The sequence below is a fragment of the Lysobacter yangpyeongensis genome (assembly GCF_042655745.1).
Classification (GTDB): Bacteria; Pseudomonadota; Gammaproteobacteria; order Xanthomonadales; family Xanthomonadaceae; genus Agrilutibacter; species Agrilutibacter yangpyeongensis.
On sequence record NZ_JBHSNM010000001.1, the window covers coordinates 1318476 to 1331968 of the forward strand.

Below are 13493 nucleotides of genomic sequence, written 5' to 3' on the forward strand. Positions count from 1 at the left end.
ACGCCGCGGGTATGCAGATAACCGGGAAGCCTGGCTTGCAGCGACTCCCCGGTCGAGTGGACCGCTTGATGCGCTGGACAGCGGCGATGCGGCTGGCGTCGTTATACCAGCGGCATTACTGGCGCCGCAACCCTGAAAGCCAGCAATGACGCGGCTTCCAGGTGTTTTCCATTCGATCGGCAAAAACGCGCGACGAACGCTCAGTGCTTGACATCGACCTGAGAAGCCGCGGATTGCACGCCGTCGGGTACAGGCAATTCATCCGGCGGAATGGCCGGCGTAGGCGTCAGCGGACGCTCGAGCGCCACGTCGAGCACCTCGTCGATCCACTTCGCGGTCACGATCTTCATGCCCTGCGTCACCGCCTTGGGAAGATCGGCGAGATCCTTCTTGTTCTCGTCGGGGATGATCACGGTGCGAATGCCGCCACGCAGTGCCGCGAGCAGCTTCTCCTTCAATCCACCGATCGCCAGCACCTTGCCACGCAGCGTGATCTCGCCGGTCATGGCAACGTCCGCCTTGACCGGGTTCTTCGTCAGCATCGACACGAGCGCAGTTGCCATGGCGATGCCTGCGCTCGGACCGTCCTTCGGCGTCGCGCCTTCGGGAACATGCACGTGGATGTCGTGCTTCTGCAGGAAATCGAGATCGATACCCAGGCGATCGGTTCGTGCACGCACGACGGAAAGCGCCGCGGAGGCGGATTCCTTCATCACGTCGCCCAGCTGGCCGGTCAGCAGCAGCTGCCCCTTGCCGGGCACGAGCGTCGACTCGACCTGCAGGAGATCGCCGCCAACCTCGGTCCACGCAAGTCCCGTGACCAAGCCGATTTCGTTCTGCTCCTCGGCCCGGCCGAAGTCGTAACGACGCACGCCCAGGTACTTGTCGAGGTTCTTCGACGTGACACTGACAGCTTTCGACTTGCCGCCCTTCTTCGTCTTTTCGGGCCCAGCGAGCGCGATCTCCTTGACGACCTTGCGGCAGATCTTGGAAATCTCGCGTTCGAGATTGCGCACGCCCGATTCGCGCGTGTAATACCGGACGATGTCCTGCACCGCGTCTTCGGAGATCCTGATCTCCTCGGGCTTGAGGCCATTCGCCTTGATCTGCTTCGGCAGCAGGTAGCGCGTGGCGATGTTGAGCTTCTCTTCCTCGGTATAGCCCGGGATGCGGATCACTTCCATGCGATCCAGCAACGGTCCGGGGATGTTCAGCGAGTTCGAAGTCGCGACGAACATCACTTCGGACAGGTCGAGATCGACCTCCAGGTAGTGGTCGTTGAAGGCGGTGTTCTGCTCCGGATCGAGGACTTCCAGCAGCGCCGAAGACGGGTCGCCGCGGAAGTCCATCGACATCTTGTCGATCTCGTCGAGCACGAACAGCGGATTCTTGCTGCCGACCTTGTTGAGGTTCTGCACGATGCGGCCCGGCATGGAGCCGACATAGGTGCGGCGATGACCGCGGATCTCGGCCTCGTCGCGCACGCCACCCAGCGACATGCGCACGAATTTGCGATTGGTAGCCTTGGCGATGGACTGCCCCAGCGAGGTCTTGCCAACACCCGGCGGACCGACCAGGCACAGGATCGCGCCTTTCATCTTCGCCACGCGCGACTGCACTGCGAGGTATTCGAGGATGCGTTCCTTCACCTTCTCCAGGCCGAAGTGGTCGGCATCGAGCACGTCCTGCGCGGCCTTGAGGTCCTTGCGGATTTTGGTGCGCTTCTTCCACGGCACGCCGAGCACCCATTCGAGGTAATTGCGCACGACCGCCGCTTCGGCGGACATCGGCGACATCTGCTTGAGCTTGTTGAGCTCGTTGCGCGCCTTGGTCTCGACCGGCTTGGGCATGCCGGCTTCGGCGATCTTGCGGGCCAGCTCGTCGACGTCGTTCGGTGCGTCGTCGATTTCGCCGAGCTCCTTCTGGATCGCCTTCATCTGCTCGTTGAGGTAGTACTCGCGCTGGCTCTTCTCCATCTGCGACTTCACGCGGCCGCGGATGCGCTTTTCCAGCTGCTGCACGTCGATCTCGCCGTCCACCAGTCCGACCAGCTGCTCCAGCCGGGCACCGACGGCGTGGGTTTCCAGCAGCTTCTGCTTGTCGCTCAGGCGCACGCCCAGGTGCGCGGCAATCGTATCGGCCAGGCGCCCCGCTTCGTCGATGCCCGCGAGCGTCTGCATCAGTTCCGGCGGCAGCTTGCGGTTGGTCTTCACGTATTGCTCGAACAGGCCCATCAGCGAGCGCGTGATGGCATCGAGTTCACGCTCGTCGCGATCGATGACCGGATCGACCACCTGCGCGCGTCCGGCAAGCGCACCATTGCTTTCGCCGACCTGGTCGACAACGACGCGCGAAACGCCCTCGACCAGCACCTTGATCGTGCCATCGGGCAGCTTCAGCAACTGCAGCACCTGCGCGAGCGTGCCGGTTTCGTACAGGTCCTTGCCGGAGGGGTCGTCGGTCTCGGCCGAACGCTGGGCCACCAGCAGGATGCGCTTGTCGGATTCCATCGCCAGGTCGAGGGCGCGGATGGACTTGTCGCGGCCGACGAAGAGCGGAATCACCATGTGCGGGAAGACCACGACGTCCCGCAGCGGCAATACCGGCAGGTTCATCGTTTCTCGGTCGGAGGGGACGGTCATGGCAACTCCAGGAATCAGGCGGATACGTGGCGCGGCCGCGATTCAGCAAACGCGCCGCGCTCCGGACGGTTATGGGGCTGTCCGCCACAGGATGCAAGCGATGGTGTTCACCGATTGTCTTTTTGCCAGGAAAGCCCGGCCAAATCAGTGACTTGGGGGTGAAAACCGAGCGGCTGGCGCCGCCGGCTTCAGGCCTCCCGCGCTGCGGGCATTCCCCAATTCCGACCCGCCTCCGACGGCCGGGCCACCGGGCGGATCGGTGGCGGCTTCGGGCAAAAAAGAAGGGCGGCCGTAGCCGCCCTTCTTCATTCTGCCGAGGCGAGCTTGGGAGCCGCCGGCGGGGTCTGGTAGATCAGGTAGGGGTCGGACTTGTGCTCGACCACCGACTCGTCGACCACCACCTTGCTGACATTTTCCAGCGACGGCAGGTCGTACATGGTGTCGAGCAGGACGCTCTCGACGATGGTGCGCAGGCCGCGTGCGCCGGTCTTGCGCTTGAGCGCCTTGCGCGCGATCGCGGTGAGCGCGTCGGGGCGGAACTCGAGCTCCACGCCCTCCATGTCGAACAGTCGCTTGAACTGCTTGGTAATGGCGTTCTTCGGCTCGGTGAGGATGGTCACCAGCGCGGACTCGTCCAGTTCCTCCAGCGTTGCGACCACCGGCAGGCGGCCGACGAATTCGGGGATCAGGCCAAACTTGATCAGGTCTTCCGGCTCGACGTCGGCCAGGACCTTGCTCGTGTCGGCCTTGCGAGCCGAGCTCTTGACCTTGGCGCCGAAGCCGATGCCGCCCGCTTCGGTCGAACGCTGCTGGATGATCTTGTCCAGACCGGCAAAAGCGCCGCCGACGATGAACAGGATGTTGCGCGTGTCGACCTGCAGGAATTCCTGCTGCGGATGCTTGCGCCCGCCCTGCGGCGGGACGCTCGCGACCGTGCCCTCGATCAGCTTCAGCAGCGCCTGCTGCACGCCCTCGCCCGACACGTCGCGCGTGATCGACGGGTTGTCGGACTTGCGCGAAATCTTGTCGATTTCGTCGATGTAGACGATGCCCTGCTGCGCCTTCTCGACGTCGTAGTCGCACTTCTGCAGCAGCTTCTGGATGATGTTCTCCACGTCCTCGCCGACATAGCCGGCTTCGGTCAGCGTGGTGGCGTCGGCCATGGTGAAGGGCACGTTGAGCAGGCGTGCCAGCGTTTCGGCCAGCAGCGTCTTGCCCGAACCGGTCGGACCGACCAGAAGGATGTTCGACTTCGCCAGTTCGACGTCGTCGTTCTTCTGCCGGCTCTCGATACGCTTGTAGTGGTTGTACACAGCCACGGCGAGCGTCTTCTTGGCGCGCTGCTGGCCGATCACGTACTGATCGAGCACTTCCAGGATCTCGCGCGGCTTGGGCAGGTGGCTACGGGCCGACTGCGCCTTCTCCTCGAGTTCCTCGCGGATGATGTCGTTGCACAGCTCGACGCACTCGTCGCAGATGAAGACACTGGGGCCTGCGATCAGCTTGCGTACTTCGTGCTGGCTTTTGCCGCAGAACGAGCAATAGAGAATCTTGTTGCTGTCGCCGCGGCCTTGTCGTTCGTCGCTCATGCCCCTGCCTTGCGTGTTGCTGGCCGCCGATTGGCCGGCGGCCCGAGAATACCACAGCGTTCCGGGCTGCCTGCAGCCCGGATTTCATGCTGAATTGTGTTAGAAATCAATAATTTGGAAAGCCGGCCATCCGGAATCAACCGGCCTGGATCGACTCTTCGGGGCGCCGCTCCAGCACCTGGTCCACGAGACCGTACTCGCGTGCGGCCTCCGCGCTCTTGAAGTTGTCGCGCTCGGTGTCCCGGGCGATGGTTTCGAGCGCCTGGCCGGTGTGCTTGGACAGGACCTCGTTCAGCCTCTGGCGCAGGGTCAGGATCTCGCGGGCATGGATGTCGATGTCCGTGGCCTGGCCCTGGAAGCCGCCGAGCGGCTGGTGGATCATGACCCGTGAATTCGGCAGCGCATAACGCTTGCCCTTGGCACCCGCGGCCAGCAGCAGGGCCCCCATCGAGGCGGCCTGGCCCACGCAGATCGTGCTCACGTCCGGCTTGATGTACTGCATGGTGTCGTAGATCGCCATGCCCGCGGTCACGATGCCGCCGGGGGAGTTGATGTAGAGGCTGATGTCCTTCTCGGGATTTTCGGCCTCGAGGAAGAGCATCTGCGCCACGATCACGTTGGCCACATGGTCATCGATGCCGCCCACGAGGAAGATGACCCGCTCCTTCAGCAGGCGCGAATAGATGTCGTACGCGCGCTCGCCGCGGCTGGTCTGCTCGACCACCATGGGGACGAGGTTCAGGGCTCGGGTTCGGTTGTCCATCTGGAAATGCACCTGGTGGTCTGGGATGCCTGCAAGTTGGGGCCAATGGTGCGCCAGCGCAAGTGCGACGCTCCAGGCCTTCAAACGATTCGGGCGCGGCCGGAGCCGCGCCCGAGATTGCCGTCCGTGCGGATCGGTCGCGCCCGCCTTACTGGCGGATGGCTTCGCTGAAGGAGAGCGGCTGCTCGGTGTGCTGGGCGCGCTCGGCGATCCAGTCGATCACCTGCTCTTCCATCACCCGCGCCTGCAGGCCGGCCATCAGCTGCGCATCGTTCCGGTACAGCTCGATGACCTGCTGGGGCTCCTCGTAGGTCGAGGCGATCAGCTTGAGGGTTTCGGTCACGCGACGCGGATCCAGGCGCAGTTCGTTGCGGCGGGAGATCTCGCCGACGATCAGACCGACCAGGACACGCTTGCGGGCGGGTTCCATGAAGCCCAAGTAGGCGTCTTGCGGAACCTCCGGAACATACTGTGCCTGGCGGCGGGCCTGTTCGACCGCCTGCTGCGCCATGTTGCGCGCTTCGGCCTCGACCAGGCGCGGAGGCATTTCGACGTGCGAGTAGGCCGCGATCAGCTGCTCGCCGACTTCGCGGCGCAGGCGGTTCATCAGCGCGCCCTTCAGTTCGCGCTCGAGGTTGCTGCGGATGTCGGCGCGGAACTGGTCCATGTCGCCGCTCCTGATGCCGAAGCTCTTGATGAACGCGGCGTCCACTTCGGGCAGCACCGGCTCGGACACGCGGGTGGCCTTCACGTTCACCTTCACCGTCCGGCCCGCGAATTGCGGGACGCGCCAGTCGGCGGGGAAATCGACGTCGAGGGTCTTCTCTTCGCCGGCCTTCATGCCGACGAGCGCGGACTCGATCGCGGCAAACATGTTGCCGGAACCGAGCACGGTGGCGCCGCGTTCCACGCCTTCGGCGGGCACGCGTTCGTCACCCGCCTGCGACCACGTCTCGATCTCGACGGCATCGCCGTCCTGGGCGGCGCGCTCCACCGGGTTCCAGGTGCGGCGCTGCAGGCGAAGGTTGTCGATCATCGCGTCGATGTCGGCATCCAGCACTTCCGCGGTATGCCGGGTCACGTTGAGCTTGGCGACATCGATATCACCGAAATCGGGCACCACTTCGAACGTCGCGACATAGGCGAGGTCTTCGCCGCCCTTGGGTTCGATGCGCGGGCTGCCGGCGATGTGCAGCGAATGCTCGCGCACGGCATTGCCGAAGCCTTCGCGCAGCAGCGCGTCGAGGGCCTCGGCGCGGACCTGCTGGCCGAAACGCTGCTCGATCACCTTGGCCGGCACCTTGCCCGGGCGGAAGCCCTTGATCTTGGCGCCGCGCGCGATCTCGCGCAGGCGGCCGTCCACCACGCTCTCCAGGCGATCCGCCGGAAGCGTGAAAGTGACGCGGCGTTCGAGATTGCCCAGGGTTTCGACCGAAGCTTGCATTGCTGAAGACTCCTGCTGCCGCGGAGCTCCCGCGGGCGGTATTGAAGGCTGGTTGACGGTTCGCTGCCGGCGGAGCGGTTCGGAAACCGGGGCCCGGCGAACTTGCTAGTTTCGCCGATTGCGGGGCTGGTTGCCAGCCAGACCGGATGCCTGTCCGTTTGAAGCCGCAGCGAATTTCGCGGCCCTGCCATGACGGCCACCGGGCCGGCCGCCGACCGGGGCGGCAACGTGGTGCGAAAGGAGGGACTCGAACCCTCACGGGGTTACCCGCTGGAACCTAAATCCAGTGCGTCTACCAATTCCGCCACTTTCGCGAGCGCCGCATTCTAGCCGTCTTTCCCCTGCCATCCGGATGGTGCGCCCCGGACGCAGATCGGGCGCCATCGCCGTGGCAGGCACCCGCGCCCATGCCGCGACTGGCTGGGACACAAAAACGAAACGCCCGGCAGAGCCGGGCGTTTCGGTGTTTGGTGGGCCGTCAAGGATTCGAACCTTGGACCTATTGATTAAGAGTCAACTGCTCTACCAACTGAGCTAACGGCCCCGAACAACGGGAGCGAAATTGTAAGCAAACCGTTTCGGATTAGCAAACCCAACTTCGCAAACTGGGGTGGCTGAGGGGACTCGAACCCCCGACAACTGGAATCACAATCCAGTACTCTAACCAACTGAGCTACAGCCACCGTAAAACTGTTTTCACTGCAAATCTGGCGCGCCCGGCGGGACTCGAACCCACAACCACCGGCTTAGAAGGCCGGTGCTCTATCCGGTTGAGCTACGGGCGCCAGATTCGAATCTTAGCTGACCGCGATTTCAACCAGCAGGAAAGGATGGTCGGGGCAGAGGGATTCGAACCCACGACATCCAGCTCCCAAAGCTGGCGCTCTACCAGGCTGAGCTATACCCCGAAGCCGGTACCTTGCGCACTTACGCCGCGAAAGGCCGGACATTTTCGTGGCAGGCGCGCGCACTGTCAATGTATGCACGACGTTCGGCGCTGCAGGGCATCCGAATGAACTCCCCTTCAGGCGGCCCCGGGCAGCTCCGCGCGTGGTGATGGCCAGAGCAGGAAGCCAATTGCGATAGCGCCGAGCAGCCAGGCGTAGTGGACGCTGCGGCAAACGATAGCGGCGACACCGCCCCGAGCGAAGCAAACGAAACGGGGCGCCCAAAGGCGCCCCGCGACGGTCCGGACCGGCCTGACAGCTCAGAGACGACTGGCGATCGCCTTGGCGAAGCTCATGGTCGTGCCTTCGCCACCCAGATCCGGCGTCAGCGTGTCCTTGGCCTCCAGCGTCGCGATGATGGCGGCGCGCAGCCGCTCGGCCTTTTCGCTCATGCCCAGGTGATCGAGCATCTGCGCCGCGCCCAGCAGGAGGGCGCAGGGATTGGCGATGCCCTTGCCGGCAATATCAGGTGCGGAACCGTGCACGGCTTCGAAAATCGCGGCATCGGTACCGATGTTGGCGCCGGGCGCCAGGCCGAGACCGCCCACCAGCCCCGCGCACAGGTCGGAAATTATGTCGCCGAACAGATTGGTGGTGACGATGATGTCGAACTGCTCGGGCTTCATCACCAGCTGCATGCAGGTGTTGTCGACGATCATCTCGTTGCACTGGATGTCCGGGTATTCCGCGGCCACTGCACGCGCCGTCTTCAGGAACAGGCCCGACGTCGACTTGAGGATGTTGGCCTTGTGCACGACCGTCACCTTCCTGCGGCCGGTCTTGCGCGCCAGTTCGAACGCATAGCGGACGATGCGTTCGGAGCCGCGACGGGTCACCTTCTGCGTCAGCACGGCCGTTTCGCCGTCTTCACTGAGCTGCTGGCCTTCGCCGATGTAGGCGCCTTCGGTGTTCTCGCGGACCGTGATCAGGTCCACGCCCGAGGGGAAGCGCGACTTCGTATTCGGGAACGACTTGGCCGGACGCACGTTGGCGTACAGGTCGAAGCGCTTGCGCAGCTCGACGTTGATCGAGGAAAAGCCCTCGCCCACCGGCGTGGTCAGCGGCGATTTCAGGGCGATGCGGTTCTTGCGGATCGAATCCATGGTCGCCGCCGGCAGCAGCTCGCCGTGCTTTTCCAGCGCGACCATGCCGGCGTCGGCGAATTCGTACTGCAGGCCGAGATTCATCGAATCCAGCACGTGCAGGGTGGCGTCCATGATTTCCGGGCCGATGCCGTCGCCGCGGATCACCGTGATTGTCGTCGTCATTTGATATTCCAGACAGGCCGGCGCCACGCTCGAAGCGTGGCGCCGTCGAAGGCTTTTGGAGCCCGGAATTATGACAGATGCGGCGTCGTCCCGTACGCCGGCGAACCTTTACGCGTGATCGTGCACAGTCGGGGATTCCGCGTTCCCGCCCTCCAGGCGGTCGAGGAAATCGACGGCCCGGCGCAAGTGCGGGATCACGATCGAACCGCCGACCACCAGGCCCACCGAGAACGCCTCGAACATCTCGTCCCGGTTGACCCCCGCCTCCCTGCACTGGGCGACGTGGTAGCTGATGCAATCGTCGCAGCGCAGGACCAGCGACGCGACCAGTCCCAGCAGTTCCTTGGTCTTCACGTCCAGCGCGCCGGGCTGGTAGGTCTGCGTGTCCAGCGCGAAGAAGCGCCGGACCACCTGGTTGGGCTCGGCGAGGATGCGTTCGTTCATCCGCTTGCGGAAGGCGGTGAACTCGGCGACGCGATCCTTCTCGTCTGCGCCGCTCATGCGGCACCCGCCAGGAGCGGCTCGAAACCGCCGGCGCGATGCAGGGCCATCATGTCGTCGTATCCGCCCAGGTGGGTATCGCCGACGAAGATCTGCGGCACGCTCGTGCGCCGGGTCAGGGCGACCATCTTCTCGCGCTCGGCCGGATCGGTATCCACCCGGATTTCCGTCCACTCCAGACCCTTGCTCTTGAGGAAATTCTTGGCTGCCACGCAATAGGGGCAGACCGCCGTGCTGTAGATGAGAATGCGAGGGGCGCCGCTCAAGACCGTCTCCTGGGAAACTTGCGAAATTTCTTCCGGTCGAAAATATGGGCCCGGCGTTTCCCGTTTTCCACCCTGCCCGCGGAACAATGACTTGCGTGCGGGGCACGAACCCGCATCCGCCCTGATTAACTCATGATTCACATGGCCGGGCCGCTCGACCTGCATCCTGCCCGGGCCGGCAATTCCGAGGATTTCCCGCTTGCGTCGCCTCACCCTGCTCTCGTCCGCGCTCATTTTCGCCCTGGGGTCGGTTTGCGCCGGTGCGCAGGAGTCGCGCCTGCCCGACATCGGTTCGTCCGCGGGTGAACTGCTCACGCCGCGCAAGCAGCAGGAATACGGATCGATGATGCTGGCGCAGCTGCGCCATTACGACTACACGCTTGAAGATCCGTTGATCGCCAGCTGGCTGGATACGCTCGGCACTCGCCTGGCAGCCAACAGCGACAAGCCGCGACAGCCCTTCACGTTCTTCATGCTCCGCGAGCGGCAGATCAACGCCTTCGCGACACTCGGTGGCTACATCGGCGTCAATTCGGGCCTCGTGCTGGCTGCCGAACGCGAAGACGAGGTCGCTGCCGTGCTGTCGCACGAAATCGCCCACGTCACCCAGCAGCACGTCCTGCGTGGCGCGGAGCGCGCCCAGCGCGACAGCATCCCGATCCTGCTCGCCATGCTGGGTGCCGTGGTCGCGGCGCAGGCGGCGGGCGGCAATTCCTCCGACGACGCCATCCAGGCTGCGGTGGTGTCGGCGCAGGGACTGATGCAGCAACGCCAGATCGACTACACGCGTTCGAACGAAGCCGAAGCCGATCGCATCGGCATCCAGACGCTGTCGCGCAGCCATTACGACACCGGCGCCATGGCCGGCTTCTTCGGCACGCTCAATGCGCGCTCGCGCGCGAACCGCGCGGGCTATTACGGCGAGACGCCCAGCTACCTGATGACGCATCCGGTGACGACGACGCGCATCAGCGAAGCCAAGGACCTCGCCGCCAAGATGGCGCGCGCACCCGCACCCTTCACTGCGGACATCGCCAGCGACAATCCCCTGCTCCCCAGCGGACTGAAACTCGGAGCGGCGACGCCCGGCGGCGGCACCGGGCAGTTCGACTACGCGCGCGAACGCCTGCGCGTGCTGAGTGCCGAATCGCCGACCGACGCCATCCGCGAATACGACCGCATGGCCAGGGCGAAGCCGCTGGACGATGCGCAGAATTACGGCCTGGCCATCGCGAAGCTGCGTGCCAACCAGGGCGCCGCGGCCGCAACGATCCTGGCCGGGCTGCTCGACAAGCATCCCGGCGACCTCTGGCTCACACTGGCGCTGGGCGAAGCGGAAGCCCGGGCCGGCAAGACCGAGGAAGCCGATGCCCGCTTCGAAGCCGTGCTGCGGAGCATGCCGCACAACCGTCCGGCCGCCCTGACCTACGCCCGCGTCCTTTCCGAGCGCAACACGGTCGCCGCGGGCAAGCGTGCCCAGGCCATCCTGCGGCCGTTGCTGGGACAGTCGGCGGAGGATCCAGAGTTCCAGCAGGCGTTCGGCCGCGCCAGCGAAATCGCCGGAGATCCGGTCCGCGCGGGCGAGGCGTACGCGGAAGCCGCCTATCTGAACGGTCGCGCCGAGGCGGCACTGGTGCAGCTCAACAACCTCAAGCGGCGCTCCGATCTCGACTACTACGCCCGGGCGCGCATCGACGCACGCATTGCCGCCATCACGCCCACCGTGCTGGAGCTGAAGCGGCAGGGCATCGAGGATCCGGACCTCAAGCGCCGCTGACCGTCGCGTAGCCGCTTCTGCGGCCGCGTGCGGTGTCATCGTCCGGTCACAAAACGGTAGTGTACTGGCGCGGTTCCGCTGCCCTTCCCCACCGGTGATCCGTGCAGAAGCGCATCCTCATCGTCGAAGACGAACCCGCGATCCGCGACATGGTGTCCTTTGCCCTGCGCAAGGGAGAATACGATCCCGTCCATGCCGGCGACGCCCGCGAAGCCCAGGCGGCCATCGCCGACCGCGTCCCGGACCTGATCCTGCTCGACTGGATGCTGCCCGGCACCAGTGGCCTCGAACTCGCCCGCCGCTGGCGCAAGGAACAGCTCACCCGCGAAATCCCGATCATCATGCTGACCGCCCGCGGCGAGGAGAACGATCGCGTGGGCGGTCTGGAAGCGGGGGTCGACGACTACGTGGTCAAGCCGTTCTCGGCCCGCGAACTCCTCGCCCGCATCCGTGCCGTGCTGCGGCGCTCGCGCGAGGACGACGAGGACGGCAGCGTCGGCATCGGCCCGCTGCGCATCGACGGCGCCGCGCACCGCGTCTTCGCCGACACCAACGGTGCCGAACAGGCGGTGCAGATCGGCCCGACCGAATACCGCCTGCTGCACTTCTTCATGACCCATCCCGAACGCGTCTATTCGCGCACCCAGCTGCTCGACCACGTGTGGGGAGGAAGCGTGTACGTGGAGGAACGGACCGTCGACGTGCATATCCGCCGGCTGCGCAAGACGCTCGAACCGCACCGGCTCGATGGCATGGTCCAGACCGTGCGCGGCGCAGGCTACCGCTTCTCCGCTGCCCTGGAAGCGTGAGGCCATTGCGCCGCCGCCCGAACCGCGGCGCGGCGAACGGGGGCAGAATGCGATCGCGCCAGCCGCTGCGCGCGCTCTTTACATCCATCAGGCCCTGACGAACGGATTCCCACACGCATGCCGCCACGAACCCGCTCCGCCTGGTTCCGTACCCTGGGTCAGCTGGGCCTGGTGCTGGCGGCTGCCGCGCTGGCGGGTGTCCTGAGCGGTTATCCGTGGCAGGTGGTCACGACCGCGGCCCTGGGCATCGTCGCCTGGCACTACTGGCGCCTGCGCAGGCTGCTGATGCGCCTGACCGCGCGCCGGCGGCACACGCCGCCGCGGGGCGGAGGCATGTGGGACGAACTCGACCGCCTCCTCTTCCGCGGACAACAGGAGATGCGCGGACGCAAGCGACGCCTGATCGAGATGCTGCGCGCCTACCGCGCCGCGGCGGCCGCACTGCCCGATGCCATCGTCGTGGTCGAACGCAACAGCCAGCGGATCCAGTGGTTCAACGAAGCCGCGCGGAATCTGCTCCAGCTGGGTTACCCGCAGGATCTGGGCGCGCCGATCGCGAAGCGCCTGCAGCCCCTGCAGCTTTCGCACTGGCTGGCCGCGGGGCGCAATGCCGAGCCGCTGGAAGTGGCTTCGCCCTGGAATCCCCCGGTCACCCTCAGCCTGCGCCTGATCCCTTATTCGGAGAATCTCTGGCTGCTGGTGGCGCGCGACGTCACCCGCCTGCTCCAGCTCGAGCGGATGCGCCGCGACTTCGTCGCCAACGTCTCGCACGAACTGCGCACCCCGTTGACAGTGGTGCACGGCTACCTCGATATGCTCGATCCCACCGAACATCCGGACTGGGCGCCGATGCTGGCCGAGATGCAGCGCCAATCGCAGCGCATGACCCAGCTGGTCGAAGACCTGCTGACGCTGTCGCGGCTGGAATCCGCCGATCACCTTGCGAACGAGGAAACGATCGCGATGCCGGCGCTGCTCGACACCCTGCGCCGCGAAGCACTCGCGTTGAGCCAGAACCGGCACGACATCCGCGTGGAAGACAGCGCCGGCGTCGACCTGTTCGGCTCCCACAAGGAATTGCACAGCGCGTTCTCGAACCTCGTCGCCAATGCGATCCGTTACACACCGGCCGGCGGCCAGGTCACGGTGCGGTTCCGCAAGGACCGGCCCGAGCGCCTCGCCAGCGGCGTGCTCGCAGGCAGGACCGGGGTGGTGCTCGAGGTCGCCGACACCGGCTACGGGATTCCCGCGACGCACCTGCCGCGCATCACCGAACGCTTCTACCGCGTCTCCACCAGCCGCTCGCGCGAAAGCGGCGGCACCGGCCTGGGACTGTCGATCGTCAAGCACGTGCTGAACCTGCACCAGGCCCGGCTGGAAATCGCCAGCGAGGTCGGACGCGGCAGCACGTTTTCCTGCCATTTCGGCGCCGAGCGCGTTCGCCCGCGCGAATCCCTGGACATCGCCCTGCCATGAAGCCCGCCGCC

General features: G+C 65.5%; 10 protein-coding genes and 5 tRNA genes. 3 read left to right on the forward strand and 12 right to left on the reverse strand.

All coding sequences use genetic code 11. The features are described from left to right. Positions 1-200 precede the first annotated feature (200 nt). The 12 genes from lon to grxC form a co-directional block, all read right to left on the reverse strand. Positions 201-2642, reverse strand: coding sequence for an endopeptidase La (gene lon / locus ACFPN1_RS05660; RefSeq protein WP_386753691.1), 2442 nt, complete (start codon positions 2640-2642; stop codon positions 201-203). 305 nt (positions 2643-2947) lie between these two features. Beyond that, positions 2948-4231, reverse strand: a complete 1284-nt coding sequence (gene clpX, locus ACFPN1_RS05665; RefSeq protein WP_386753692.1) for an ATP-dependent Clp protease ATP-binding subunit ClpX — start codon at positions 4229-4231, stop codon at positions 2948-2950. 136 nt (positions 4232-4367) lie between these two features. Then, positions 4368-4994 carry an ATP-dependent Clp endopeptidase proteolytic subunit ClpP gene (gene clpP / locus ACFPN1_RS05670; RefSeq protein WP_386753694.1) on the reverse strand — a complete coding sequence of 209 codons (627 nt, stop codon included), beginning with the start codon at positions 4992-4994 and terminating at the stop codon, positions 4368-4370. A 148-nt stretch (positions 4995-5142) separates the two neighbouring features. Further along, positions 5143-6438, reverse strand: coding sequence for a trigger factor (gene tig, locus ACFPN1_RS05675; protein ID WP_386753696.1), 1296 nt, complete (start codon positions 6436-6438; stop codon positions 5143-5145). 229 nt (positions 6439-6667) lie between these two features. Next, a tRNA-Leu gene (locus ACFPN1_RS05680) sits at positions 6668-6752 on the reverse strand. A 154-nt stretch (positions 6753-6906) separates the two neighbouring features. Then, positions 6907-6982 (reverse strand) — tRNA-Lys (locus tag ACFPN1_RS05685). 62 nt (positions 6983-7044) lie between these two features. Further along, positions 7045-7121, reverse strand: a tRNA-His gene (locus ACFPN1_RS05690). Between the two features lie 25 nt (positions 7122-7146). Beyond that, positions 7147-7223, reverse strand: a tRNA-Arg gene (locus tag ACFPN1_RS05695). Positions 7224-7269: 46 nt separating this feature from the next. Then, positions 7270-7346: transfer RNA gene (locus ACFPN1_RS05700), tRNA-Pro, on the reverse strand. A gap of 299 nt (positions 7347-7645) precedes the next feature. Continuing rightward, positions 7646-8653: an isocitrate dehydrogenase gene (locus ACFPN1_RS05705; protein WP_386753698.1), complete on the reverse strand. Its 1008-nt coding sequence runs from the start codon at positions 8651-8653 to the stop codon at positions 7646-7648. A gap of 108 nt (positions 8654-8761) precedes the next feature. Further along, the gene (locus tag ACFPN1_RS05710) at positions 8762-9154 is read right to left on the reverse strand and encodes a carboxymuconolactone decarboxylase family protein (RefSeq protein ID WP_386753699.1); all 393 of its coding nucleotides are present in this window, start codon (positions 9152-9154) and stop codon (positions 8762-8764) included. After that, entirely contained in the window at positions 9151-9420 is a 270-nt protein-coding gene (gene grxC, locus ACFPN1_RS05715; protein WP_465262149.1) for a glutaredoxin 3, read from the reverse strand. Before grxC ends, ACFPN1_RS05710 begins: the two co-directional genes overlap by 4 nt. A 199-nt stretch (positions 9421-9619) precedes the next feature. Here grxC and ACFPN1_RS05720 point away from each other — a divergent pair, with 199 nt between their 5' ends. From ACFPN1_RS05720 to phoR, 3 genes are all read left to right on the forward strand, one after another. Then, positions 9620-11197 (forward strand): M48 family metalloprotease, encoded by a 1578-nt coding sequence (locus ACFPN1_RS05720; RefSeq protein WP_386753700.1) that lies wholly within the window; start codon positions 9620-9622, stop codon positions 11195-11197. A gap of 101 nt (positions 11198-11298) precedes the next feature. Next, positions 11299-12006: a phosphate regulon transcriptional regulator PhoB gene (gene phoB, locus ACFPN1_RS05725; protein ID WP_386753702.1), complete on the forward strand. Its 708-nt coding sequence runs from the start codon at positions 11299-11301 to the stop codon at positions 12004-12006. 117 nt (positions 12007-12123) lie between these two features. Beyond that, complete coding sequence (gene phoR, locus ACFPN1_RS05730; RefSeq protein WP_386753704.1) at positions 12124-13482, forward strand: phosphate regulon sensor histidine kinase PhoR; 1359 nt, start codon at positions 12124-12126, stop codon at positions 13480-13482. Positions 13483-13493: the final 11 nt, after the last annotated feature.

Coding starts and splice junctions, on each gene's coding strand:
- lon (WP_386753691.1), bottom strand. CDS start 2,642: ATGACCGTCCCCTCCGACCGAGAAACGATGAACCTGCCGGTATTGCCG.
- clpP (WP_386753694.1), bottom strand. CDS start 4,994: ATGGACAACCGAACCCGAGCCCTGAACCTCGTCCCCATGGTGGTCGAG.
- ACFPN1_RS05705 (WP_386753698.1), bottom strand. CDS start 8,653: ATGACGACGACAATCACGGTGATCCGCGGCGACGGCATCGGCCCGGAA.
- ACFPN1_RS05710 (WP_386753699.1), bottom strand. CDS start 9,154: ATGAGCGGCGCAGACGAGAAGGATCGCGTCGCCGAGTTCACCGCCTTC.
- phoR (WP_386753704.1), top strand. CDS start 12,124: ATGCCGCCACGAACCCGCTCCGCCTGGTTCCGTACCCTGGGTCAGCTG.
- clpX (WP_386753692.1), bottom strand. CDS start 4,231: ATGAGCGACGAACGACAAGGCCGCGGCGACAGCAACAAGATTCTCTAT.
- tig (WP_386753696.1), bottom strand. CDS start 6,438: ATGCAAGCTTCGGTCGAAACCCTGGGCAATCTCGAACGCCGCGTCACT.